The organism is Aphanizomenon sp. UHCC 0183, from assembly GCF_009712065.1.
Lineage (GTDB): Bacteria > Cyanobacteriota > Cyanobacteriia > Cyanobacteriales > Nostocaceae > Dolichospermum > Dolichospermum heterosporum.
Genome location: NZ_VILC01000004.1, coordinates 91,619 through 114,161 on the forward strand (window position 1 = coordinate 91,619; position 22,543 = coordinate 114,161).

Consider the following 22,543-nt stretch of genomic DNA (forward strand, 5'->3'; position numbering starts at 1 on the left):
GTTGACACCAATGAGCATTGCTAAACCCCTACACTACACCAAAATAATAATTCTAAATTTAAAATTGCTGATGTGACTCGCAAATCATTAACCGAAAAACAACGGGCTTTAGAAATTCTTTCCCGTATCCAGCATCTTTATCCAGACGCAACTTGCTCCCTAGATTATGCCACCCCTGTACAATTATTAGTAGCAACTATTCTTTCCGCTCAATGTACAGATGAAAGGGTAAATAAAGTAACGCCAGGATTATTTGGCAAATTTCCTGACGCGGAAAGTCTAGCAAATGCAGATTTAACAGAGTTAGAAGAATTGGTACGTTCGACAGGTTTTTATCGTAATAAAGCCAAGAATATTCAAGGCGCTTGTCTAATGATTGTTCAGGATTTTAACTCTGTTGTTCCCAACAAAATGGAAGACTTATTAAAGCTTCCAGGAGTAGCCCGGAAAACTGCAAATGTGGTTTTAGCCCATGCTTATGGTATTAATGCTGGAGTAACTGTAGATACTCACGTAAAGCGCTTAAGTCAGCGTTTGGGATTGACAAAAAATACTGAACCTGTGGGAATTGAAAAGGATCTAATGAAGTTATTACCCCAACCAGACTGGGAAAATTGGTCAATTAGATTAATTTATCATGGTCGGGCTGTCTGTAAAGCCCGTTCTCCTAGTTGTGATATTTGTAAGTTGATTGACTTGTGTGATATGAATTTATCTGAACCAAAGTCACAAAAAACAAAGTAACTCATTCATAATCTAAATGAGTCATTGCAATCCTACAGGACTTACGCAACTGGCACATTGGTAGGGTGCGTCAGACTTGCATAAATCCTGCCAAGAAACAGATTATTGATATCTGACGCACCCTACAACAGATTTTTAGTGTGACTGAGGTAATTAATAAAGATGCTATTTTTGATTATTACAATTCATCAAAATAATAAGTTACGACTCCAGAAATGGGGTCATTACCAATTCTGATATGATTTGATTTCAGCATTTCTTGGAGTGTAGCTTCGACTTCTGCAAAACTCATTCCTGTAGCCTTAACACCTTGAGTTACAGTTAAACTACCACCCTTAGCTTCTGCGGCTTCTATTAGTTTAACAATCATTGGTTTCTCCGCCGGTTTGTGAACTTGGGAAATAAATATCCGTTCATTCATGGATACGCCTAAAGGTGATAAACCTGCTTTTAGTAGCAATTTCTGCTCATATTCGTCCACCATATTAGGTATGATTAATAAATCATAGATTTGTCCCAAGTAAAAGAACCCACAGGTAAAGAACCATAATAAACCAGTAGCCGTTTTACCATTATATAAGCGATGTAAACCACCTATTCCCAAAAAACCAGCCCCACACAAGAGGTAAGAGACAAGAAGACGGTCTTTATGTTCAGTATTTTTTATAGTCATCTTATTTATGTCCATTAGGATTTACTGGTTTAAAAACCCACACTGCAATTAACTACCCTTGGTTAGTCTTCGATTCCCCAATTAACCATTATATTTATTTATCACCATGATTTCCCTTTCACCTGAACTCCAAGCTAGACTTTCCACACCCCTAAAAATCGGCTCATTTGAGGTTAAAAGCCGTGTTTTACAGTCTCCTTTGTCCGGGGTGACTGATTTGGTGTTTCGGCGTTTGGTGCGTCGTTATGCACCAGACTCCATGATGTATACGGAAATGGTAAATGCAACGGGTTTACACTATGTTAACCAATTACCAAAAATCATGGAAGTAGATCCTCAAGAAAGACCTATTAGTATTCAATTATTTGATTGTCGTCCCGATTTTTTAGCAGAAGCAGCCATAAAAGCAGTTGCTGAAGGTGCAGATACTGTTGATATTAATATGGGATGTCCTGTGAATAAGATTACTAAAAATGGTGGTGGTTCTTCCTTATTACGTCAACCAGAAATTGCGGAAGCAATTGTACGGGAAGTTGTCAAAGCAGTAGATGTGCCTGTAACTGTAAAAACTCGCATTGGTTGGAATGATCAGGAAATTACTATTCTTGATTTTGCGAAAAGAATGGAAGACGCGGGAGCAAAAATGATTACTGTGCATGGACGCACTCGCGCTCAAGGTTATAATGGTAATGCGCGGTGGGAATGGATAGCTAAAGTCAAGGATATTTTATCAATTCCTGTAATTGGGAATGGGGATATTTTTTCTGTGGAAGCTGCGGTAAAATGTTTAGAACAAACTGGTGCAGATGGAGTAATGTGTTCTCGTGGAACTTTAGGTTATCCCTTTTTAGTTGGTGAGGTTGATCATTTCTTAAAAACTGGAGAATTATTAACACCACCTAACCCAATTCAACGCTTAGAATGTGCCAGAGAACATCTTTTTGCTTTGTGGGAATACAAGGGAGATAGGGGAGTCCGTCAAGCTCGTAAACACATGACTTGGTATGCAAAAGGCTTTATGGGTGCGGCTGATTTACGGGGTAAGTTAAGTTTAATGGAAACTGTCCAACAAGGTTTAGATTTAATTGATGGTGCGATAGAAAGATTAGCAAATGGTTATGAAGTTGAAGAAGAAGTACCAGCTATTATTGCACTTTAGCATTGATTTCTAGATTAGGTTAAGCGATAGGTTAACACAAGCTAAGGGACTTCCAAATAAAAAAATACTCAACCACCTAACGCAAAAATCTCTCAAACCCTTATTCCTCTGTGTCCTCTGCGCCTCTGTGGTTCGTTAATCAGGATAATTTATTTCTTGGAAGTCCCTAAGTAGGTTGGCGTTGAAAATTGTCGTTATGGCAAAGCAAAAGGCAAGAGTGAAGAGGGTTTAGGCGATTTTACATTTCTTTACACAGTTTGGTTTTATTGTGTTCACCTACTTAAGTGCGATCGCTAATTCTTTAAACTCCCACTTTTTATAACAAACCCCGATAACGAATAAAAATCAAAATCACAGCCCAAGAACCTAATGCCACTTTAACAGCAACTAAGATATTTAATATTGGCAAAATTCCGCCACTAAAAAGCATTCCTAACTCACCGTGTGGTAACTCAAATCCCGACAAAGTTATCACTGATAAAACAATAAAGACTAACACCGAAATCTTTTCCCACATAGCCGCGTGCCACTGTTGGTAAATGTCCTGCATCCATTGGTATGATGAGGTAATTGCTATCAGTCCGATTGCTGTCCCTCCAGCGACTCCAGCCGCAAAACCACCCCCCGGACTCAAATGCCCCCTAATTGCTAATTCAATGCCCACTAATGCCGCAATTGTCGCCCCTAGACGAGCTAATATTATTGATGGTTGATCTTTAAATTGATAGATGCTGCAAGATGGTTTTTCATTAGCTAATAAAAAATTAGCTCCGAGAATGGCTATAGTAAAAACAATAACTTCAAAGATTGTATCATATAGCCGATTTCTGAAAATAATCCCTGATACTGCATTGGGAACACCACTTTCTTTAACCACTGTTTCCACAATGGAAATATCTGGTAAATTTAGTTCAGAATTAGGCATGATTAGCATTTTCACAAATAAAGCTATTCCGGCTAAAATGTAAACTAATTTCATAAATTTTACTCCCCTGAATCTAAAACGTTGAAATATCTTAAACCTGTCTTTGGTGATGAAAGTTCGCTTTTCATGATGTTATAAATGCGTTGCACTCTAATCACGGTTTGGTATGTTTCTTCTGCTTCCACAAACTTTTCTAATGGCGCACAGGTAGCATGAATTTCTTTTTCTATTAACGCCTGTTGTAAATTTTCTTTAGTAGTGTAAGGTACGAGTTCTAGACGCAGATAATGTTTCTTGAAAATGCGGCGAAAGTCGCTCATAAGTTGTTGAAAATTGCCATCTTGATTTTTTTCTATTGACTGATTTTCCATGACACCAAGACGTAATACTAAGGATGAACGAACTGCGATCGCATAGAGAGTAATTGATAGCATTGTTCCCATTAATGCTTCTGTTAAAGCCACATCTGCTGCACCTAAAACTGCATCTACCATTGCTGCAACTGCACCGAGTACCCCACGAATTACTAAGGCATGATAGGGATTAGTTTGAGTTACTAACATCCCCGCAGTTAAGGGTAATAAAGCAATGATTAAATAGAGATAAGTATCATTCATGTTTTTCCTCTTCTGTTGAACAGTATGCTAATACATAACCCAGCATAGTATTCCAAATTGCTAAGGAAATAATGCCAAGAATAAGTAATGGCCATTCACTGGGTATTTTCAGTAGTAGTCCGACAATAATCATCATTGAACCTAAAGTATCCGCAACAGAAAGTCCATGTAATTTGAATAATACTGATCTGTTGCTGACTAAATGAGAAGTTCCCCAAAACCAAAAAACTATGCCAATACTTATGCAGGTATAACTAAGAAGGTTAATCATACTTCACCTAATCTTCTGAGGATATGTGCTAATAACATTAAGCCGGCATTTCCTACTGTCAAAATAATCGCTGCAACTACACCAATCATCCAATCATCTCGCAAAACGGAAATTACAAGAATCATGATGGCTACTTTACTGGAAATGCTACCAAAAGCTAACATTTTCTGCCAGGTATCATCACTTTTCCAAGCTTCATAAATGGGAATAAGTAAAGCCAAAATCATTGCTATTAAGACTATTTCTAGGTTCATGCTTGTTTTTTCCTGGGTTTAATTTGGTGAACTTCATACCATCCTTCTTCGTGGTACTTCAAAACTATGGTTTTGGGGGTAAAGGTAATCAGAAATATATCGAGGAAAATCAATAAAGGTGATCTGTTTAGTTTGACTTTCTCCATGATAATTTCTTCTTCGTTATGGGGACGGAAGATAATTTCAAATGCCTCCATAAAAGCTACCGGAATCGCAACAAGGATCTTAATTATTACCTTTACCCAAGATTTTAATTTTTCTGGTGATGACTTACCACGTGGTAAAATTAAGGCAATAATTACACCGATGATAATATTTGTTAAACTCACATTAGCAGTGAGTAATAACCAAATTGTTAGTCTTAATATGAGATGTCCAATCATGGGAAAGCCATCCAAAATAATAGGATTAAAGTTAAACTCATGACACCAACTAAATGCTCAAATTCTTCAAATACACGAGGTAGAGATATGGATAATTTCTTGAAAATGAAATGATATCCTAACCAGCCCGCAGCAATAGTTAAAAGTGCTTTTGTGATATTGGTGATTTCATAAGCTGGAAGATAGACAATATTTGCCACAAATAATCCAGTAATTAAAAAGATTACTGATATCCAAAAACCGGATTTTGTTTTCTGTTCTTCTTCTTCTTCTTCTTCTGCTTTTGCATGGGGGAGAAAAATAAATTTAGCAAAAGATATGGCTGTACCAACTGCGGCAATATTCATCAGTATAAATTGCCAAGATGCTAAATTTTTTGTCGTTAATACTTTTGCCTCAAAACCTGACAAAAAAGGTAAACCAGAAATTGATAAACTAGCGATCGCTAAGGCTATCCAAATATTAGTATGAATGGGTTTATTTTGCAGTTCTTTAAAATTGCGACTGGGTAAAGAACCCGCAATCAAAAATAAAGATGACTTGACTAATCCATGGGTGAGGGCATAAAATCCACCTACAGCCGGTGCAGCAAGAATAAAGCCTAATTGGGAAATTGTGTGAAACGCCAACATTCGCTTAGTATCTTTTTCAAAGACAGCATAGGAGACACCCATTAAAGCTGTTCCCACAGCAAAAATTCTGACTATGGTATCAATTTCTTCGGAAACGAATGCACAACGTAATAAAGGTAAAACACTGGCTTTAACGACAATTCCTGACATCAATGCGGAAACTGGTGTTTCTGATTCAGAATGAGTTAAAGGTAGCCATAACCCGGAGACAAAAATCCCCGCTTTGATTAATAATCCCAGAAAAATTAATGCTAGTGCTTCTGGTGGTGATCCCTTTAAACTGGCAAAACTAAAGGAATGATGCGTCTGATAAACCAGCACTGCACCAACCAGATAAAACAACATTGCAGTATTACTAACAAAAAGATACCGTAAACCTACCCAAATTGAGCGATCGCTACGAGAATAAGCAATTAATAGAAAAGCCGCAATACCGCTTACTTCTAAGGCCACATATAAACTAATGAAATCTGCACAGACAAAGGCCGCATTCAGGCTACCATGCACAATAATCATCTGGGCATAGAAAAAAGCCGTTTTATCACTGCGCCAGCAGTAGAGGGCAACAGCAGCCGTTACCAGGGCATTTGTGAAAATAAAGTAACCACTTAACTCGTCAGCCACTAAAGTGATACCGAAACTATCCAGTAAATTCAGTGTGATGGGTGATGGTTCGATAAATAGCTGCAACCCATAAGCAGCAGAAGCAATAGTCCCCCACAATGTCAAATGTCGGTTAAGTTTGGGGACTAGAAAAATGATGAACCCTAGAAAAAATGGGGTAGCAATCCAACTCAGTGTAATGGTATTCATGGTGTATTATTTTTCTCAATCTCGTTACTTTCCAATGTGGGATTATCCCGTGCTAATTTCATCACACCAACCAGCATCAAAGCCTGTATCGAGAAACCGATGACTATCGCTGTTAATATGACTGCTTGGGGAACAGGATCAGCATAAGCAATATTTTTTACTTCTGAAATAATGGGAGTAAATAAGCCTTGTTGTGATGCAATTAGTACATAAAAAGCAATCACACCCGTACTCATCACATCCATTGAGACAATTTTCATTACCAAGTTTTTTTTGAAGATGATGCCAAAAAAACCACACAGTATTGTTATCAGTACGCACGCTTCTAACACGGGAATTATTTAATTTTTATATAAAGTGCTAACTCTATATAAGCACGAAATCTTAGTGCTAGAATAATTTCAACACTAGAATATTCTTATGATTATGATAGTTATACTCAATGATTTATGTTTTCACAACTTTTAAAGTTTGCAAACTTTCATCTGCACAACCTGTGATAAAACCACCCATTTTTTGAATTTCTTGTAAATGTTCTAAAGCTGATTTTGTAATGAGTTCTCCAGGCATTAATACAGGAATTCCTGGAGGATAAGGGCAAATAATTTCCGCGCAAATCCGATTTTGAGCTTTCTCGAAAGGCAAGATTTCACTATTAGCAAAAAAAGCCTCACGGGGAGAAATAGCTATAATATTACTTGTGTTATCTTTTTTGGGTTTACACAATAAATTTTGAATTTTTAATGGATTAATATGAGTAAGATTACTTAGAGATCTAATTAAATTTTGAATATCTGTTTCTGTATTTCCTAAGCTAATAATAAATGTGATATTTTGCCAAGATGAAAATTCTGGAGTTACATTAAATTTCTCATTTAAAATTTCTTCGGCTGCAAAGCCAGTAAATCCTAATTTACTAACATTAACTGTTAATCTAGTTTTATCTAAATCTATAAATCCCGGTGATTTTTCTTTTTGAGAAAGGGGAGTAGATAAACCAGGAATTTGATTAATTTGAGTTCTGGCTGCTTTCCCTAATTCCAAAGTTTGAGACATGAGCTTTTTTCCATGTATTGCCATTTGCTGACGTGCAGCATCGAGAGAAGCTAAAAGAATAAAACTAGGACTTGTAGATTGCACTAATTGTAAGGCTTTATTAACTCTATCAATATCAATAATTTTACCTTGAATATGTAACATTGATGCCTGTGTCATTGCCCCCAATGTTTTATGAATTGATTGGACAGTTAAATCTGCACCTGCACTTAAAGCTGATGTGGGTAATTCTGGGTGAAAATGAAAATGTGCGCCGTGTGCTTCGTCTACAATCAGAGGAATATTATATTGATGAGTAAGGTGTATAAATGCTGGCAAATCTCCACAAACACCATGATAAGTAGGATAAACTATCAGCACTGCTTTTGTATCTGGATGTTTTGCTAATGCTGCTTTTAATGATTCTGGTGTAATGCTGTATGCAATATCTAAATCTTCATCGTATTCAGGATTTATAAAAATAGGAATTGCCCCCGAAAGAATCAATCCAGAAATAACAGAAGAATGGACATTTCTAGGCAGAATTATTTTTTCTCCCATTCTACAACTAGCGATAATTGCGGCTTCAATTCCGCAGGTAGAACCATTAACTAAAAACCATGTTTTCTCTGCCCCAAAAGCCTCCGCTGCTAGTTCTTGTGCTGCGAGAATTACGCTTTCTGGTTTGAATAAATTATCTAACTCTGCTAATTCCGTTAAGTCAGCCCGAAAGACATCTTTACCAATTAAATCTGTTAAGATTGGCGAAATTCCCGCACCGCGTTTATGTCCTGGGGTGTAAAATGGTGCGTGGGGACGGGTTGTACAGGCTTTTAAGGCATCAATAAGGGGGGTTTGGTTTTGGTTGAGCATTTTAAGGGAAAAGAAGCGTTGAAAGCTTAAAGTAAAAATTGATAACATCTAGAATCTAAAGAAATAATATGATATATTGTATTTAAATTCAAATCCTTATGCAGACTGAAACTATGACTAACGAAGAAGTAATCTTATTTGAAGAAGAGGAAGATCAAGAAATTGAATTTGAGCCGCTGAGTGGATTAATTCCTGAATTAAAGCAAATTCCAGAAATTGTTGTTTCTGGTAGTGACTGGACAACAGAGACAATCTTTAATCAACTTGATCGGGGTAATATAGAGCTAAATCCAAGATTTCAAAGACGAGACGCTTGGGATATCACTCGTAAAAGTAGGTTTATCGAATCACTTGTACTTGGATTTCCAGTTCCACAAATAGTATTAGCTGCTAATCGTCAGGAAAAAGGTAAATTTATTGTTCTTGATGGTAAACAACGATTGTTAACTATTCTGCAATTTTATGGTGGAAGTGATGAAAATATATCGAATAATAACAATGCCTTTGCTTTAAGAAATCTAGAATTTAGACGTGATTTAATAGGCAAAAAATATGAAGATTTTAAAAATGATGTCTTTTTGAGTTCTGAACTTAATGCTCTCGATAACCAAACTATTCGTACAGTATTAATTAGGAATTGGCCTAACGAAAACTTACTATATAAAATTTTTCTGCGGCTGAATATAGGAGGCACTCCATTATCTCCTCAAGAGCTAAGACAAGCATTACATCCAGGTGATTTTATCAATTGGTTAGATGATCAATCAGTTGAAAGTAAGGCTCTGAGAAAGATATTTAAATCATCAAATCCTGATTCTCGGATGCGTGATGTTGAATTACTATTACGTTATATAGGATTTCATTATTTTTTATCTGATTATCGGGGAAATCTTAAGGAATTTCTTGACATGACTTGTGAAAGGCTTAATAATCAGAGATGTAATGATATTACAAATGTAGTTAATCAATTTGAAGAAGCAGTACAAACAACTATTAATATATTTGAAGAGAAAAACTTCTCTCGTTTATGGTCGAGCAGAAATAATAAATATCAAAGCCAATTCAATCGAGCAATTTTAGATGTGATGGTTTTTTACTTTTCAGATGAAATAATCAGGAAATCTGCTGAAGATCATCAAGAAAAAGTTAAAGTTGCTTTTCAGGAATTATGTTCATCAAACAGTGATTTTAGAGAAGCTGTTGAACGCAGAACACAAAATATTCCTGAAATTTACAATCGTCTGAGGTTGTGGGGTGAAAGTCTACAAAAAGTTTTAGAAGTAAACTTTAATTTACCTGAACTAGATGGGAATCGGATTATTTTCAATGGTTTGAGGTAGGTTCTTAATAAGATATGCCAGAATCTGATAAATTTATTACTTTAAGAACGCAGCTAAACAGGCTAAAAGACGAATTTATTCCTGAAATTAGCCCGACAGGTTCATATTCCGAGAGTCAGTTATCTAGAACTGCTGCATACAGAGTTCTTGCTCATGCTGAAATTGAGTATTATCTTGAAGAAAGAGCTTGGAAAATAGCTTTAGATGCTAAAGGAGCTTGGGATAGTACAGGTAAAACCTCTCGCACTCTGATATGTTTACTTGGTTTCTCTGATTTAACTATGGATAAACCACCAGATACACTTAACAAACCCAACAATGTAAGTCAAGATAATCACGACAAGCGATTGAAAATAACTGAAAAAATAAATTCAGCTATCAAGAGCTTTAAGAAGGTTATTGATAATAATCATGGAGTAAAAGAAAAAAATATTTTAGCATTACTATTACCCATAGGAATAAATAGTAATGACTTAAATACTAATACTGCTTGGCTTAATACCATGAATACATTTGGAGAAAAACGAGGTCTTGTTGCACATTCTTCAGCTACATCGTACATGACTAGTCAAATGCTAGATCCTGCAACTGAATTAAATAGGGTTCAACAAATTACTGAGGGACTTTTAAGAATAGATGAATTAATGAATAATTTAATGCAATAAAATGTAAAATACTCTTGGCTAAAAAAAATCAAACAACATGAACTTAAAAGATATTAAACAAAAACTATTCCCCATCTTCAAAATTATATCCATTACACTCACAACCAGTGCAGTAGGCTTAGAATTATGGAATATCCAAACATCAATCACTAACAGTCAACTACCGAGCATCTTAACTCCAGCTTTAATTATCACTCATATTGTGCTGTTGGCTCATTTTCTCGAAGCCTTAATTGCTGCTTATTATGCACCTGCTCGCAATCAAGCATCAATCAAATATGCAGCTTATACATTTTTTGTAGGGATATTTGGTTTATTAGAATTATTTGACAATGATCAAGAACAAGGATTAAAGGAAAAAAGTTAAACGTTTTTTCTTGTCCCCTGGACTGACCAGCATTCATCCCAACCGTGCTTTAACAGCATGGCTGAATTCTGGTTTCTTGTACGGAATTTATACCGTGATTTATGAGTCAACGCATTGCCCAACCTTGTATTCTAGAACTAGCACTGATTTAATCTTGTTAATAAACTTTGTTTGTTTTCGATAACCATTCATTATACAATATACACAGAATCTCAGTGCAAAATAAATCCTGGCTTTAGGCTACGTCCCTTATTTGATAGCCTGCACGGCGTAGAAGTAGCACAGGTGTGTCCTCTTGAGTGGGGCGCACCTTTAAGGGTTTTGGGCATTTTTCTGATAAGCTCGAAAATTGTGTTAAATATGACACGATTAACTATGTGTTTCTAGATTGAATATCTAGAGTGTTTATGGTTTTTAAGGTTTAATAAAGACTAAATCTAGTATTATCGAAAAGTCGGAAATTAGGTGTGGTGTGAAAATCAAGACAGGAGTGAACAAAATGGATTTACGTGGAGATGCGTTGCAAATCCTTAAAGACACTAGTAGAACTTTTTATATCCCAATTAGTATTTTACCATCAGGATTACAAGAAGCAGTGGCATCAGCATACTTGTGTATGCGTGCCATTGACCAAATTGAAGATGATCCAAACTTGGATAACGAGACTAAAAAACGCCTGTTGCAGAATATTAGTCTAACATTGCAAGCGGGAATAGATGGTTTTCCCCTTGATGCTTTCTCTGTAGGATTTAAAGGTTACGAAAATTCTTTACAAGAAGTCAGTTTACGCATTAGAGAATGGTCAATATTAGCACCTGAAAGCATTGCCCCGCGAATTTGGGATGCAACAGCCGCAATGGCTGATAGAATGGCTTATTGGGCAGATAGAAATTGGCAAATAGAAACAGAGGCGGATTTAGACCGTTATACTTTTGGGGTGGCTGGTGCTGTGGGCTTGTTACTCTCAGATTTATGGAATTGGTATGATGGAACTCAAAGCAACCGCACTCAAGCCATAGGATTTGGTAGGGGTTTGCAAGCAGTAAATATTCTGCGAAACAATGGTGAGGATTTAACTCGTGGGGTCAATTTTTACCCAGCAGGTTGGGATAATGACAATCTCCAAGAATATGCCCGTCGCAATCTTATCTTAGCAGATGCCTATACGAACTCTCTGCCCAATGGACCGGCTTTGCAATTTTGCCAAATTCCTCTGGCTTTAGCTCATGGTACTCTAGATGCTTTGGCTAGTGGTAAGGAAAAACTCAGCCGTAGTGATGTTGTTTCCCTGATTGAAAACCTCATGGGTGTGAACGCTAAAGCTAGTTAGGAAATAGGGTATGGGGAACAAATCCGCCCGGAACTTAAGTTCCGGTCTAAAAGCTAAAGTGCGTTAAAACGCACTCTGGTTAACTCAAAATCAAAAACTGTCCTATTTATGTCAAAGTAGTCGGTTTTAACCGAGTTTAGCTTTTAGACAGGGAATTCATTCCCTGGTTGGCTTAAGTTGACAACTAACAACTAACAACTAACAACTGACAAGAAAAATATTCATGAAAACTACTTTATTTTTGAGTCCACCTTCTTTTGATGGTTTTGATGGTGGTGCGGGGGCGCGGTATCAAGCAAAACGAGAAATTACTTCTTTTTGGTATCCGACTTGGTTAGCACAACCTGCGGCTTTAGTTCCTGGTAGCAGGTTAGTTGATGCACCTCCTCATGGGCAGACAGTGGATGATGTGCTGAAAATTGCCAAGGATTACGAATTGGTAATTATGCACACCAGTACACCATCGTTGGCTAATGATGTTAAGTGTGCAGAAACAATCAAATCTCAAAACCCCAATGTACAAATTGGCTTTGTGGGGGCGCACGTTGCGGTTTTACCAGAGGCAACTTTGCGAGAAAATCCAGTAATTGATTTTGTTTGTCGCAATGAGTTTGATTATACCTGTAAGGAATTAGCAGAAGGAAAACCTTGGGATGAAATCAAGGGTTTGAGTTACCGGGATAAGTTGGGAAATATCCACCAAACTGAGGAACGTCCTTTGATTCATGATTGGGATGCTATGCCCAGTGTGTTGCCTGTTTATGCTCGTGATTTGGATATTAGCAAGTATTTTATTGGCTATTTGCAACATCCTTACATTTCTTTTTATACTGGGCGTGGTTGTCCAGCAAAATGTACTTTTTGCTTGTGGCCACAAACTATTGGTGGACATTTATACCGTCATAAAAGCCCCGATGCCGTAGGCAGAGAAATGGAAGAGGCTAAGGTTCTCTTTGGAGATAAGGTGCGGGAGTATATGTTTGATGATGATACTTTTACCATTGATAAACATCGAGCGATCGCAATTAGTAAACACATGAAGCGACTCAATTTAACTTGGAGTTGCAATGCCCGTGCAAACTTAGATTATGATACTCTCAAAACTTTACGAGATAACGGTTTAAGATTGTTATTAGTAGGTTTTGAATCTGGTAATCAAGAAGTTCTCAATAATATCAAAAAAGGTATTAAGCTAGAAGTGGCGCGAGAATTCATGAAGAATTGCCACAAACTTGGTATTACTGTACATGGGACTTTTATTATCGGGTTGCCAATAGAAACTAAGGAAACTGTAGAAGAAACAATTCGCTTTGCTTGTGAATTGAGTCCCCATACAATTCAAGTTTCTATTGCTGCACCTTATCCTGGTACAGAGTTGTATGAACAAGCCAGAGAAAAAGGTTGGTTTGCAAATGAGTCTTTAGTAGCAACTTCCGGTATTCAAACTTCAACTTTGCAATATCCAAGTCTTTCTAGTGCGGAAATTGAAGATTCAGTTGAACAAATGTATCGCAAGTTTTACTTCCGTCCCAAAGCAATTATTCCGATTGTGCGGGAAATGCTGGCTGATAGACAAATGTTAGTTCGTCGTTTGCGGGAAGGTAAGGAGTTCTTTGGTTATTTGAATGACCGTCGGACTCAAGCAGCCGCACACGCAAAACCTAAGCAAACTGCTGTTCTTTAGGTTGTATAATGTAATGATGGCTAATTTATTGTCATCATAATTAATTGTAGGGATGGGGTTAATTCCATCCTTACTACTACACAAAATTTTGAATTAATATGCAAAGTAATTTTGCTGCTTACTACCAAACAGAATTTGGCGCTGCTTATTTAGGAAATAGTCTGGAATTAATGACAGATATTCCTGATGAAAGTATAGATTTAATTTGTACATCTCCACCATTTGCACTACTTAGAAAAAAAGAATATGGTAACGTTGATGCTGATGAATATGTAGAATGGTTTAAGGATTTTGCAGTACAATTTCACCGCATTCTCAAACCTACAGGTTCATTAGTAATTGATATTGGTGGGAGTTGGGTTAAGGGAATACCAGTTCGTTCTCTTTATCATTTTGAACTTGTTGTTTCTCTGTGTAAACCACAAAAAAAGGGTGGATTAGGTTTTTATTTAGCACAAGAATTATATTGGTATAATCCCGCAAAACTTCCTACTCCCGCAGAGTGGGTAACAGTTCGCAGAGAACGAGTTAAAGATGCTGTAAATACTATTTGGTGGCTGTCTAAAGAACCCCACCCTAAAGCTAATAATAGAAGAGTTTTAAAACCTTATAGTCAAGCCATGAAAAATCTTCTTAAAAATGGCTATAAACCTAAATTAAGACCATCAGGTCATGATATTTCTCATAAATTTAGTAATGATAGAGGTGGTGCTATTCCTCCTAATATTATTGATGGACGTTCTAATATAGATAAAGAAGAAATGGGACAACCAACCCCAATTCAAGAAGATTTATTCTTAGCAGTTAACATGATTTCTGCTTCTAATACTGCTTCTAATGATTATTACCAAATACGCTGTAAAGAGGAAGGTTTTAAACCACATCCAGCCAGATTTCCTCAAGCTTTACCAGAGTTTATCATTAATCTTTGTACTGAGCCAGGAGATATTGTATTAGATCCTTTTGCTGGTTCTAATATGACAGGTAGAGTAGCAGAAACATTACAAAGAAAATGGTTATCTTTTGAAATAGATGAAAATTATGTTAAAAGTTCACAATTGAGATTTGAAAAAAATGCTCCTTTGGTTGTTGAACTCCCAGCAGATTTATTAGCTATTGATTTAGAAAATTCTTTGAGTAAATCACAGACTATTCAGTTAGGATTATTTTAACAGCAGTGACAAATTAAATTTTACTATGTTAGGTAAATAGCAAATGGAATCAAACAACAATACCAAAAAATTAAAAAATTTTACTTATGGGGATCAATTTGATCCAAATAAATTCTCATTAATTGAAATTCTAGAATTATGTAATCAGTGTCAACCCAATCGGGATATTCTAGAAGCTAGTATTGCTGAACGTTATTTTTCTCAACATTCTCAACAAACATCATCTAAACTAGCATCAGAAAATATTGGTAAATTGGCAATGAATTGTTTCTTATCAATTAGAGCATATCAACTAATTGAAAACTTACAGGAATCACGTCAATATAAACTTACTTCTTTAGCTGAAGAACTTTTATCTAGTGCTAATAATAGTTCATTTGTCAATCAAAAATTTGCATCTCATATATTAAATAATTTAGGAGGTATGGCTTTATTAAAAGCCATTGATGCGCTTAATAGTCGAGGAGAAGAACCACAATTAGAAGCAATTAACTATGAATTACAAGAAAGGGGATATTCAATATCTCCTAATTGTACTTATGTAAGTACCATGAGAAGTTGGTTATCTCTAGCAGGTGTTTTTGAAAGGAAAACGGAAATTAATTGGGATATTGTTTCTGATATTTTAGGTATTAATAAAGATTTTATTGATGAACTTTATGCACTAAATCCAGAGCAAAAACACTTTTTATTGAGTTTACTAAGCTATAATATACAAGGATTTACACCAGCTAATAAAATAGCACAACATACAAGAAGTATTTATAAATTAAGACTCACGACTAAAAATTTAGTGAAAGATGTAATTCAACCACTGGTAAATTTTGGGTTAATAGAAACAGAAAAAACTACAGATGGTAGAGGTGCTAAACCTAATAATGTCCGATTAAGTAACAAAGCTAGAACCGAAATATTAACACCATTATTAAAATCTATTGCTAATGAAACGAGAATTTCAGAGATTGAACTTAATCGCACTTTTGATGATGTTGTCAATGAATTAAATCATCCAGATAAACATATAAAAGGTAAAGCATTAGAACTTCTAGCAATTTGGATGATCCGTCTTACCAGTTTGAGGTTTACAAAATGGCGTAGTAGACAAGTTGGCAAAGGAGAAGTTGATGTTTTAGCAGCTTCTGATAGGTTTGTTTATAGTCGTTGGCAAATTCAATGTAAAAACACAGCTAAAGTTGATACTGATGTTTTAGCTAAAGAAATAGGTTTAACATTTGTTACAGGAGCCGATGTAGTTATGGTTGTGACAACTGGAGAGTTTACAAGAGAGGCTTATCAATATGCTTATAGAATGATGGATGTATCTCGTTATTATATGATTCTGTTACAAAAAGATGATATTGAGGCTATTAAGAAAGATAAAACAAGTATTGTAGAAATTTTGGATCGAAAAGCTAGAAGAGTATTTTCTAAAAAAGAACTGGATATCTCAGATGAAGAATTAAATGAAATTGAACAAGAAGAAGATTTGATGGCTAAAGTTATAGAAGATGAGCAAAATGATATTTGATTTTTATCATCAAATTACAAAACAATTAACATATAATTAATGCTGTGAATAAACCTCATTTTCTCGTTATTAATGCTGATGATTTCGGGTTTTCCCAGGGTGTGAATGCGGCGATTATTCAAGCCCATGAGGAAGGCATTTTAACTAGCACTAGTTTAATGGTAAGTGGTGATGCTGCACAAGAGGCGATCGCACTGGCAAAAGATCATCCTCAGTTAGCAGTTGGGTTACATCTAGTTTTAGTTTGTGGTAAATCAGTTTTACCACCTTCGCAAATTCCCCATTTAGTAGACTCTCAAGGTAACTTTTCCAGTAATCCCACCCAAGCAGGATTAAGTTATCAATTCAATCAAGCTACCCGTGCAGAATTGCGATTAGAAATATCTGCTCAATTAGAAAAATTTCGGGATTCTGGTTTAAATCTGGCTCATGTTGATGGACATTTACACCTTCATGTACATCCTGTTATTTTGAATATTTTAACAGAATTTGCCGCAGAATTTCAGATTAAATTTATTCGTCTACCTTCAGAAGAATTAAGCAAAAACCTCAAAATTGATAACCGTAATTTACTCACTAAAATAGTTTGGTCTATTGTTTTTGGACAATTACGCCGTTATGGAGAGGGTTTATTAAAAGCTAATAATATTAAATTTGCTGATAGAGTTTATGGATTGTTACAAACTGGTGACATGAGTGAAAAATATTTACTAGGTTTGATACCACAAATAGAATCTGAATTGGTAGAAATTTATTCTCATCCGGCTTTAGTAAATACTGAGACAAATAACGGTGGTGAAGTAGAATTAGCGGCTTTATTGAGTCAGGAAGTGCGTCAATTATTGACTGTGAAAGATTTTAAATTAAGTAATTATAATCAGTTAATTTAATTAACAATTTTGTATAAATATTAATATATAAAATATAATGTTGTTTAGTAGCGTCTGTTGTTGTCCATTCTAACTTTTATTGAATTTGTGTAGAATCTTCGAGAATAATTAAACGCAGATAAACGCGGATAAACACAGATAAATACCCTGATTTTACTTGCATCTACTATTATGGCACGCAAAACAAAAACAGTATCCTCAACTACAGTCACTCCTCTCGCGCTTTCTGACTTACATCTCCAGTTACAGGGTTTAGAGAAGGAACATGAATCTTTATTGAAACAAATTAAGAGAAAGCGGACAGAATTAAATAATTTTGTCGAAAAAATGCGTTCTTTGGCGACAGAGGTATTTCATAAAGTTAGTCCAAACATGAAAACAATGGCGGAATTAGATGCACAAATTCATGCTTTGTTTGCAGAAATTTTAACTACGAGAAAAATGGGAAAACAAACCCAAAAAAATATAGAATCACTGTACAGAAGTTTACAAATGGGAGGAATTATTAGTTATAAACCTATTGATGATGATGAAGAATTAGATGAATTAGATGAATTATTTGAAGATGATGATTCTGAAGAAAACCATCAACGTCGTCGTCAATTTTGGGAAGCAGAACAAGATTCCGAATCTCCAACGGTAGCGAGAACAGATGAATCTAGGAAAATTCGACAGACATTTTTGCGGTTAGCGGAAATCTTTCATCCGGATAAGGTTAAAGACAATGAAACCCAAATGACTCACACGGAAATCATGAAGGAAATTAATAAAGCTTATCAAGATGGAGATTTAGCGCGACTTTTGGAAATTGAACGTAAATATGAAGTCGGAGAAACAATTGATAATAATAGTGAAGATGATTTAAGTCGCAAATGTAAAAATATGGAACAACACAATCAAATTCTCAAAAATCAATATGAGAAATTGAAGCAAGAACTTCGATTAGCAAAAAACACGCCAGAAGGAACAATGGTTGCTGATTATAAAAAAGCGGCTAAACAAGGGGTTGATTGTATTGAATTGATGGTGGAAACCATGCAATCTCAAACCAAGATAGTTGCAGAGATTCGTGATTTTGTTAAAGATTTTAAAGATAAAAAGATCACTATTAAAGAATTTCTCGCAGGACCAGAAAGCCTCCGTTCTATGCAGCAGGATATGATGGAAGAATTAATGGAAAAAATCATGGGAGAATTTGGAGATATTATGGATTTTAATTAGTAAAATATGTTAAGACTTGTTAAGTAATAATTGACACAGTTAATGGTATAATGGTAACTTTAGAAGTATTCACAGTCATACGTAAATCTAGTGAGATTCCCATGAGATTAAACCTGTTGAGTACAACTATTGATTATCAAATTGTTACCAATGTGAATAAATTTCTGTGCTTAACCTTAGCTATAGGACTGTTTTTTGTAACTACTCTATCAAATCCTAATTTGGCAATTGCAGAGGAATTCTTACCTTTCTTTGATAATATTAATAATCCTGTAACCGTTAAAGTTGGTGGTGTACAAGATTTAACTCCTCCTCCTCCTTTGCTAAATGATTTTGATCAAGCAGTTAATCAATTGTGTGGAAAATTGGGAACAGTAGTTACTCCCGCTAATTTCCAAACCATGCTGAATAGTTTTCCAACTGTTCTCAGCAATATTAAAAATAATGTTGGTGGTTATATTTTTCCGAATAGAACCTCTAATACAGAATTTCTGGAAGATTTAACAAGTCTTTGGTTTAATGCTGAAGGATTTGATCATGTTTTTTGTGGTGAACCCGCAGAAACTAAAATTGGTGGTTTACATTATGCTGGACGTTATTTAGATTTACAAAATCGAGGTCTTGCCGGAATTTTACCCAAATCTGTGAGTAAATCTGAAGTTGACCCAGGGGCTGTTTATTCTTTTGGTGTTAGAATGAAAGTAGGCGATCGCACTGTCAGTGATCCATTTAAAGGATATGGTTACACTCTCAATGCCGAAGAAATTTTAACAATTGCAGCTAAAGCATACAAAAATAACCCCAGCTTAGAACCAACACCTAAAGCTTGTTTACTGAGTGTGACTGATAACGGCAAAACATTTGCAAATATCTTTGTTACTAAAAAAGGCGCTATTCGTACCTTTTATCCTGATGCTACTCCTGATTATCAAAAAACTCCAGAATGTCAGGTTTAGTAATTTGAGATTACAGCAAATTGAGATACAGTGATTAACCTGTAGGGGCGGGGAAACCCCGCCCTCAATTGTATTTCATCCGACTTTGTGCATTTTAAATTATTCCTTTAATTCTTGTATTTAACTGTTAGGCAAAGTGCTGTAATCATGAAGATATAACCGGAAACTGTGATGATATAATTGATATTTAGTTTCCTTACCCTCCCGTGTTTCTTGCAGAAATTCTAACCAAGTTTCCATAATTTCCGCCACATCAAAAACATCAGCTTTGATAATTTGACTAATAGCTACGGTTGACATCGGTTGAGTTTCTTCAGCAGTCAAAACCCGCAATATATCCATCGCAACATTAGATAAACCTTGACTTTGCATCTTTTGCCAATGTTGTTGATAATAGGTTGCTAAATCTGGGGGAATTTGCTCAAAATTATTGACAGAATAAAAACCATCAGCTATAGCTTTTAAAACTTGCTGCACATACATAAAATTATCTTCGTTTTCAGCAAGCAGATTTGACCTCTCCCCCAACCCCTCTCCTGCGAGGAGAGGGGAGTTAGAAAATTCTTGTTCCTCCAACTCTTTTTCTGCGAGGAGAGGGGAGTTAGAAAATTCTTGTTCCTCCAACTCTTTTCCTGCGAGGAGAGGGGAGTTAGAAAATTTTTGTTCCTCCAACTCTTTTCCTACAAGGAGAGGGGAGTTAGAAAATTCTTGTTCCCCCATTCCCTGGTAGGGAAGGGGGGTTAGGGGGGTTAGGTTTCTCTGAATATATGCTTTAATATCCTCCCAATTTTCCACCGGATAATCTGCTAAATCTAAAATCTGTGAAGGTGCTTCAATTAACAAGCCAGAATGGGATTTTTGATAGGGACGACGAGCGAAAATAAAATAAATTTGATCCGGTAAATATCGCGGTAGATAAAATAAATTCGTTCCTACAGCTTGACTATTTATATCAATTCTATCCAAACCATCAATGACAATAATTATTTTCTGATTTGGTAAATTCTCGCTGACTTGTTGCAATAAAGTAGAAAATAACCAACTTCCCTCATGTGCATTGATAAATCCTGTCTCTGTCATCGTTTGCGGGGAGGGTTGGGGAGGGGTGCTAGATAAATTCTCTAACAATAAATTTAACTGTGTACAAACCTCTGGAAAAAATGCCTCAACTCGATTTTTACCCGCAATTTGGGCATTGTAATAAATAGTATGGGGATTTTGGCGCACAAATTGGGCAAGAATGGCACTTTTACCGCTACCGGGAACACCCACAATGGTGAAATAACCCTTGGGGTAACGGTGGAGAAAATTATTAATAGCAGTGAAGATAAAATCACGACCAACAAAATTTTCACTCTTTGCTGAAGCAGAGAAAGATAAACTATTCATCTGTCACCTTTCCTTGCAAACGCAGAAAATGTAACCTTCCTGATTCTTCTCCTGCAACAATTGTCACCCCATCGGGAGCAACTGTACAGCAATTTATGGGACTTTCTCCGGTGAAAGTTGCTATTTCCTTTCTGGTTGCTAAATCCCAGATTTTGATTGTGTTGTCTCTTGAAGCAGAAATCAGAGTTTTTCCATCGGGTGTGAGTGCGATCGCTTCTACCAAGCTACTATGACCTTGAAGGGTGAAACTTTCTGTTCCTGTGACCAAATCCCAGATTTTGATAGTGTTGTATGAATGATAAATCACGGTTTTACCATCGGGTGTCAGTGCGATCTCATTTACCGAGTAACTATAACCTTCAAGGGTGAACTTTTCTGTTCCTGTTCCTACAGCAAATTGTCATCAAACCCGGAACAAGAACCCCACCCCCAACCCCCTCCCCGCAAGCGATGAGGGGGCTAAGATGTACCTTATATGATTGGAAATCGCTGTAAATCCCAGATTTTGATCTTGTCATCACAACTAGAAATTACGGTTATACCATCGGGTGTGAGTACGATCTCATTTACCGAGGAACGATGACCTTTAACGGTGAACTTTTCTGTTCCTGTTCCCAAATCCCAGATTTTGATAGTCTTACCTGAACCAGAAATCAGAGTTTTTCCATCAGGTGTGACTGCGATCGCTCTTACCGAGTAACTATGACCTTGAAGTTAGTAAGTTCAACAACTAACTGAAAGAACTACAAAAAATAGGAGTCAATAGTTATGTTTAACTGGTTTAATCAATCTGAAACCAAAAAGCCACAACTAACCCATGAAGAACACAAACAGGGTGTTAATGAGTACATTCGGCAAAGTCAGCTAGGATATAACGTTAACATTGCCATTGGTACAACATCAGCAATGTTAACATTTGCAAGCATCATTTTATTCTACACTGGCAAAATTGAACAAACCCATCTTAACATCGGTATGGGTGTAATTTCTAGTGTGGTTGGTTTTAAATCTGCCAGTAATAGTAAGAATGAATTAAAGGAACTGTTAGCTTAATCAGCAGAAGCCCCACGTCTCACTCTTAGGAGCGTGGGATGAATGCGCGTGAGTTGAGTTGCGTAGCCCAAATTGTATTTGAGCGTAGCGAAAACAAAGAAGGCTACAGCGACGAAACGAACAAAATATTGATTTTATGTTATTATAAAAAAGTAGGTGTAGTCCAATTAAATGCAGAAATGCAGCCTACAAAACAAAAAACAAATCTCAAAACCAAAGAACCGTGGGGCGCACGGTCTTAAAGCTCAGTTAATGTCCTCATAGAGGAGTCACTGAGAAGCCCACACTCACCTGAAAGGGAGTGTGTGGAGTACGTCACAAAACTGTGAAATCGTAAAGGGCGGTAAATAAGGGTATTAGTTTGATATCATAGCTGTAAGGGTTTAGCAATGCTAAACCCCTACCCAATTTTACAATTTTCTATTCTTTAGTCATCTTTAGATGACTTTAGCTATGAGACTGGGAATTCATTCCCAGGCAGTTTATTGGGTTTATCTGTCAGCTTCCACACCCACCCGGAAATCAATTTCCGGGCTAATAGCTAAAGTGCGTTAAAACGCACTCTAAAA

The 22,543-nt window shown here is 36.2% G+C and carries 26 protein-coding genes; 14 read left to right on the forward strand and 12 right to left on the reverse strand.

What is annotated here, in order from left to right; genetic code table 11:
* Positions 1–72 precede the first annotated feature (72 nt).
* The gene (gene nth, locus FJR37_RS02210; RefSeq protein WP_174763375.1) at positions 73–744 is read left to right on the forward strand and encodes an endonuclease III; all 672 of its coding nucleotides are present in this window, start codon (positions 73–75) and stop codon (positions 742–744) included.
* Positions 745–922: 178 nt separating this feature from the next.
* On the opposite strand, the gene FJR37_RS02215 is transcribed toward nth, so the two are convergent.
* Positions 923–1,417, reverse strand: coding sequence for a TM2 domain-containing protein (locus FJR37_RS02215; RefSeq protein ID WP_152608873.1), 495 nt, complete (start codon positions 1,415–1,417; stop codon positions 923–925).
* A 106-nt stretch (positions 1,418–1,523) separates the two neighbouring features.
* Between FJR37_RS02215 and dusB the strand changes: the two genes are divergently transcribed.
* Entirely contained in the window at positions 1,524–2,576 is a 1,053-nt protein-coding gene (dusB, locus tag FJR37_RS02220; RefSeq protein ID WP_168465171.1) for a tRNA dihydrouridine synthase DusB, read from the forward strand.
* Positions 2,577–2,892: 316 nt separating this feature from the next.
* On the opposite strand, the gene FJR37_RS02225 is transcribed toward dusB, so the two are convergent.
* The 8 genes from FJR37_RS02225 to FJR37_RS02260 form a co-directional block, all read right to left on the reverse strand.
* Complete coding sequence (locus tag FJR37_RS02225; protein WP_015083250.1) at positions 2,893–3,555, reverse strand: Na(+)/H(+) antiporter subunit B; 663 nt, start codon at positions 3,553–3,555, stop codon at positions 2,893–2,895.
* 5 nt (positions 3,556–3,560) lie between these two features.
* A complete protein-coding gene (locus FJR37_RS02230; RefSeq protein ID WP_168465172.1) occupies positions 3,561–4,118 on the reverse strand; it encodes a DUF4040 domain-containing protein in 558 nt (185 codons plus the stop codon).
* Positions 4,111–4,389 (reverse strand): monovalent cation/H(+) antiporter subunit G, encoded by a 279-nt coding sequence (locus FJR37_RS02235; protein WP_039201719.1) that lies wholly within the window; start codon positions 4,387–4,389, stop codon positions 4,111–4,113. The genes FJR37_RS02230 and FJR37_RS02235 overlap by 8 nt, the downstream gene beginning before the upstream one ends.
* Positions 4,386–4,643, reverse strand: a complete 258-nt coding sequence (locus tag FJR37_RS02240) for a hypothetical protein (RefSeq protein WP_053539415.1) — start codon at positions 4,641–4,643, stop codon at positions 4,386–4,388. Before FJR37_RS02240 ends, FJR37_RS02235 begins: the two co-directional genes overlap by 4 nt.
* A complete protein-coding gene (locus FJR37_RS02245; RefSeq protein ID WP_168465173.1) occupies positions 4,640–5,026 on the reverse strand; it encodes a Na+/H+ antiporter subunit E in 387 nt (128 codons plus the stop codon). The genes FJR37_RS02240 and FJR37_RS02245 overlap by 4 nt, the downstream gene beginning before the upstream one ends.
* On the reverse strand, positions 5,023–6,471 hold the full coding sequence (locus FJR37_RS02250; RefSeq protein ID WP_168465174.1) for a cation:proton antiporter: 1,449 nt from the start codon (positions 6,469–6,471) through the stop codon (positions 5,023–5,025). The genes FJR37_RS02245 and FJR37_RS02250 overlap by 4 nt, the downstream gene beginning before the upstream one ends.
* Positions 6,468–6,803: a cation:proton antiporter subunit C gene (locus FJR37_RS02255; RefSeq protein ID WP_168465175.1), complete on the reverse strand. Its 336-nt coding sequence runs from the start codon at positions 6,801–6,803 to the stop codon at positions 6,468–6,470. The genes FJR37_RS02250 and FJR37_RS02255 overlap by 4 nt, the downstream gene beginning before the upstream one ends.
* A gap of 115 nt (positions 6,804–6,918) precedes the next feature.
* Positions 6,919–8,379 (reverse strand): aminotransferase class I/II-fold pyridoxal phosphate-dependent enzyme, encoded by a 1,461-nt coding sequence (locus FJR37_RS02260; protein WP_168465176.1) that lies wholly within the window; start codon positions 8,377–8,379, stop codon positions 6,919–6,921.
* 98 nt (positions 8,380–8,477) lie between these two features.
* Here FJR37_RS02260 and FJR37_RS02265 point away from each other — a divergent pair, with 98 nt between their 5' ends.
* The 10 genes from FJR37_RS02265 to FJR37_RS02320 all read left to right on the forward strand — a co-directional run bounded on the left by FJR37_RS02265 (position 8,478) and on the right by FJR37_RS02320 (position 19,532).
* On the forward strand, positions 8,478–9,719 hold the full coding sequence (locus FJR37_RS02265; RefSeq protein ID WP_168465177.1) for a DUF262 domain-containing protein: 1,242 nt from the start codon (positions 8,478–8,480) through the stop codon (positions 9,717–9,719).
* Between the two features lie 14 nt (positions 9,720–9,733).
* On the forward strand, positions 9,734–10,384 hold the full coding sequence (locus FJR37_RS02270) for a HEPN domain-containing protein (protein ID WP_039201260.1): 651 nt from the start codon (positions 9,734–9,736) through the stop codon (positions 10,382–10,384).
* Positions 10,385–10,421: 37 nt separating this feature from the next.
* On the forward strand, positions 10,422–10,751 hold the full coding sequence (locus FJR37_RS02275) for a hypothetical protein (RefSeq protein WP_052149848.1): 330 nt from the start codon (positions 10,422–10,424) through the stop codon (positions 10,749–10,751).
* Between the two features lie 499 nt (positions 10,752–11,250).
* Complete coding sequence (locus FJR37_RS02280; RefSeq protein WP_168465178.1) at positions 11,251–12,081, forward strand: squalene/phytoene synthase family protein; 831 nt, start codon at positions 11,251–11,253, stop codon at positions 12,079–12,081.
* 223 nt (positions 12,082–12,304) lie between these two features.
* The gene (gene hpnJ / locus FJR37_RS02285) at positions 12,305–13,765 is read left to right on the forward strand and encodes a hopanoid biosynthesis associated radical SAM protein HpnJ (RefSeq protein WP_168465179.1); all 1,461 of its coding nucleotides are present in this window, start codon (positions 12,305–12,307) and stop codon (positions 13,763–13,765) included.
* Between the two features lie 98 nt (positions 13,766–13,863).
* Complete coding sequence (locus tag FJR37_RS02290; protein WP_168465180.1) at positions 13,864–14,937, forward strand: site-specific DNA-methyltransferase; 1,074 nt, start codon at positions 13,864–13,866, stop codon at positions 14,935–14,937.
* Between the two features lie 43 nt (positions 14,938–14,980).
* Complete coding sequence (locus FJR37_RS26730) at positions 14,981–16,465, forward strand: restriction endonuclease (RefSeq protein WP_254434483.1); 1,485 nt, start codon at positions 14,981–14,983, stop codon at positions 16,463–16,465.
* A gap of 44 nt (positions 16,466–16,509) precedes the next feature.
* On the forward strand, positions 16,510–17,355 hold the full coding sequence (gene hpnK, locus FJR37_RS02310) for a hopanoid biosynthesis-associated protein HpnK (RefSeq protein ID WP_168465181.1): 846 nt from the start codon (positions 16,510–16,512) through the stop codon (positions 17,353–17,355).
* Between the two features lie 171 nt (positions 17,356–17,526).
* Positions 17,527–18,576: a J domain-containing protein gene (locus FJR37_RS02315; protein WP_039205340.1), complete on the forward strand. Its 1,050-nt coding sequence runs from the start codon at positions 17,527–17,529 to the stop codon at positions 18,574–18,576.
* Positions 18,577–18,677: 101 nt separating this feature from the next.
* Positions 18,678–19,532 (forward strand): EndoU domain-containing protein, encoded by an 855-nt coding sequence (locus tag FJR37_RS02320; protein WP_168465182.1) that lies wholly within the window; start codon positions 18,678–18,680, stop codon positions 19,530–19,532.
* 120 nt (positions 19,533–19,652) lie between these two features.
* Here the strand turns inward: FJR37_RS02320 and FJR37_RS26735 are convergent, their stop codons facing one another.
* From FJR37_RS26735 to FJR37_RS27590, 3 genes are all read right to left on the reverse strand, one after another.
* Entirely contained in the window at positions 19,653–20,921 is a 1,269-nt protein-coding gene (locus FJR37_RS26735; protein ID WP_254434484.1) for an ATP-binding protein, read from the reverse strand.
* A complete protein-coding gene (locus FJR37_RS02335; RefSeq protein ID WP_371416084.1) occupies positions 20,914–21,255 on the reverse strand; it encodes a WD40 repeat domain-containing protein in 342 nt (113 codons plus the stop codon). The genes FJR37_RS26735 and FJR37_RS02335 overlap by 8 nt, the downstream gene beginning before the upstream one ends.
* 137 nt (positions 21,256–21,392) lie before the next feature.
* The gene (locus FJR37_RS27590; RefSeq protein ID WP_371416085.1) at positions 21,393–21,605 is read right to left on the reverse strand and encodes a WD40 repeat domain-containing protein; all 213 of its coding nucleotides are present in this window, start codon (positions 21,603–21,605) and stop codon (positions 21,393–21,395) included.
* A gap of 84 nt (positions 21,606–21,689) precedes the next feature.
* Between FJR37_RS27590 and FJR37_RS02345 the strand changes: the two genes are divergently transcribed.
* Entirely contained in the window at positions 21,690–21,974 is a 285-nt protein-coding gene (locus tag FJR37_RS02345) for a hypothetical protein (RefSeq protein ID WP_168465185.1), read from the forward strand.
* Positions 21,975–22,012: 38 nt separating this feature from the next.
* Positions 22,013–22,216 (forward strand): hypothetical protein, encoded by a 204-nt coding sequence (locus tag FJR37_RS02350; RefSeq protein WP_039204838.1) that lies wholly within the window; start codon positions 22,013–22,015, stop codon positions 22,214–22,216.
* Positions 22,217–22,543: the final 327 nt, after the last annotated feature.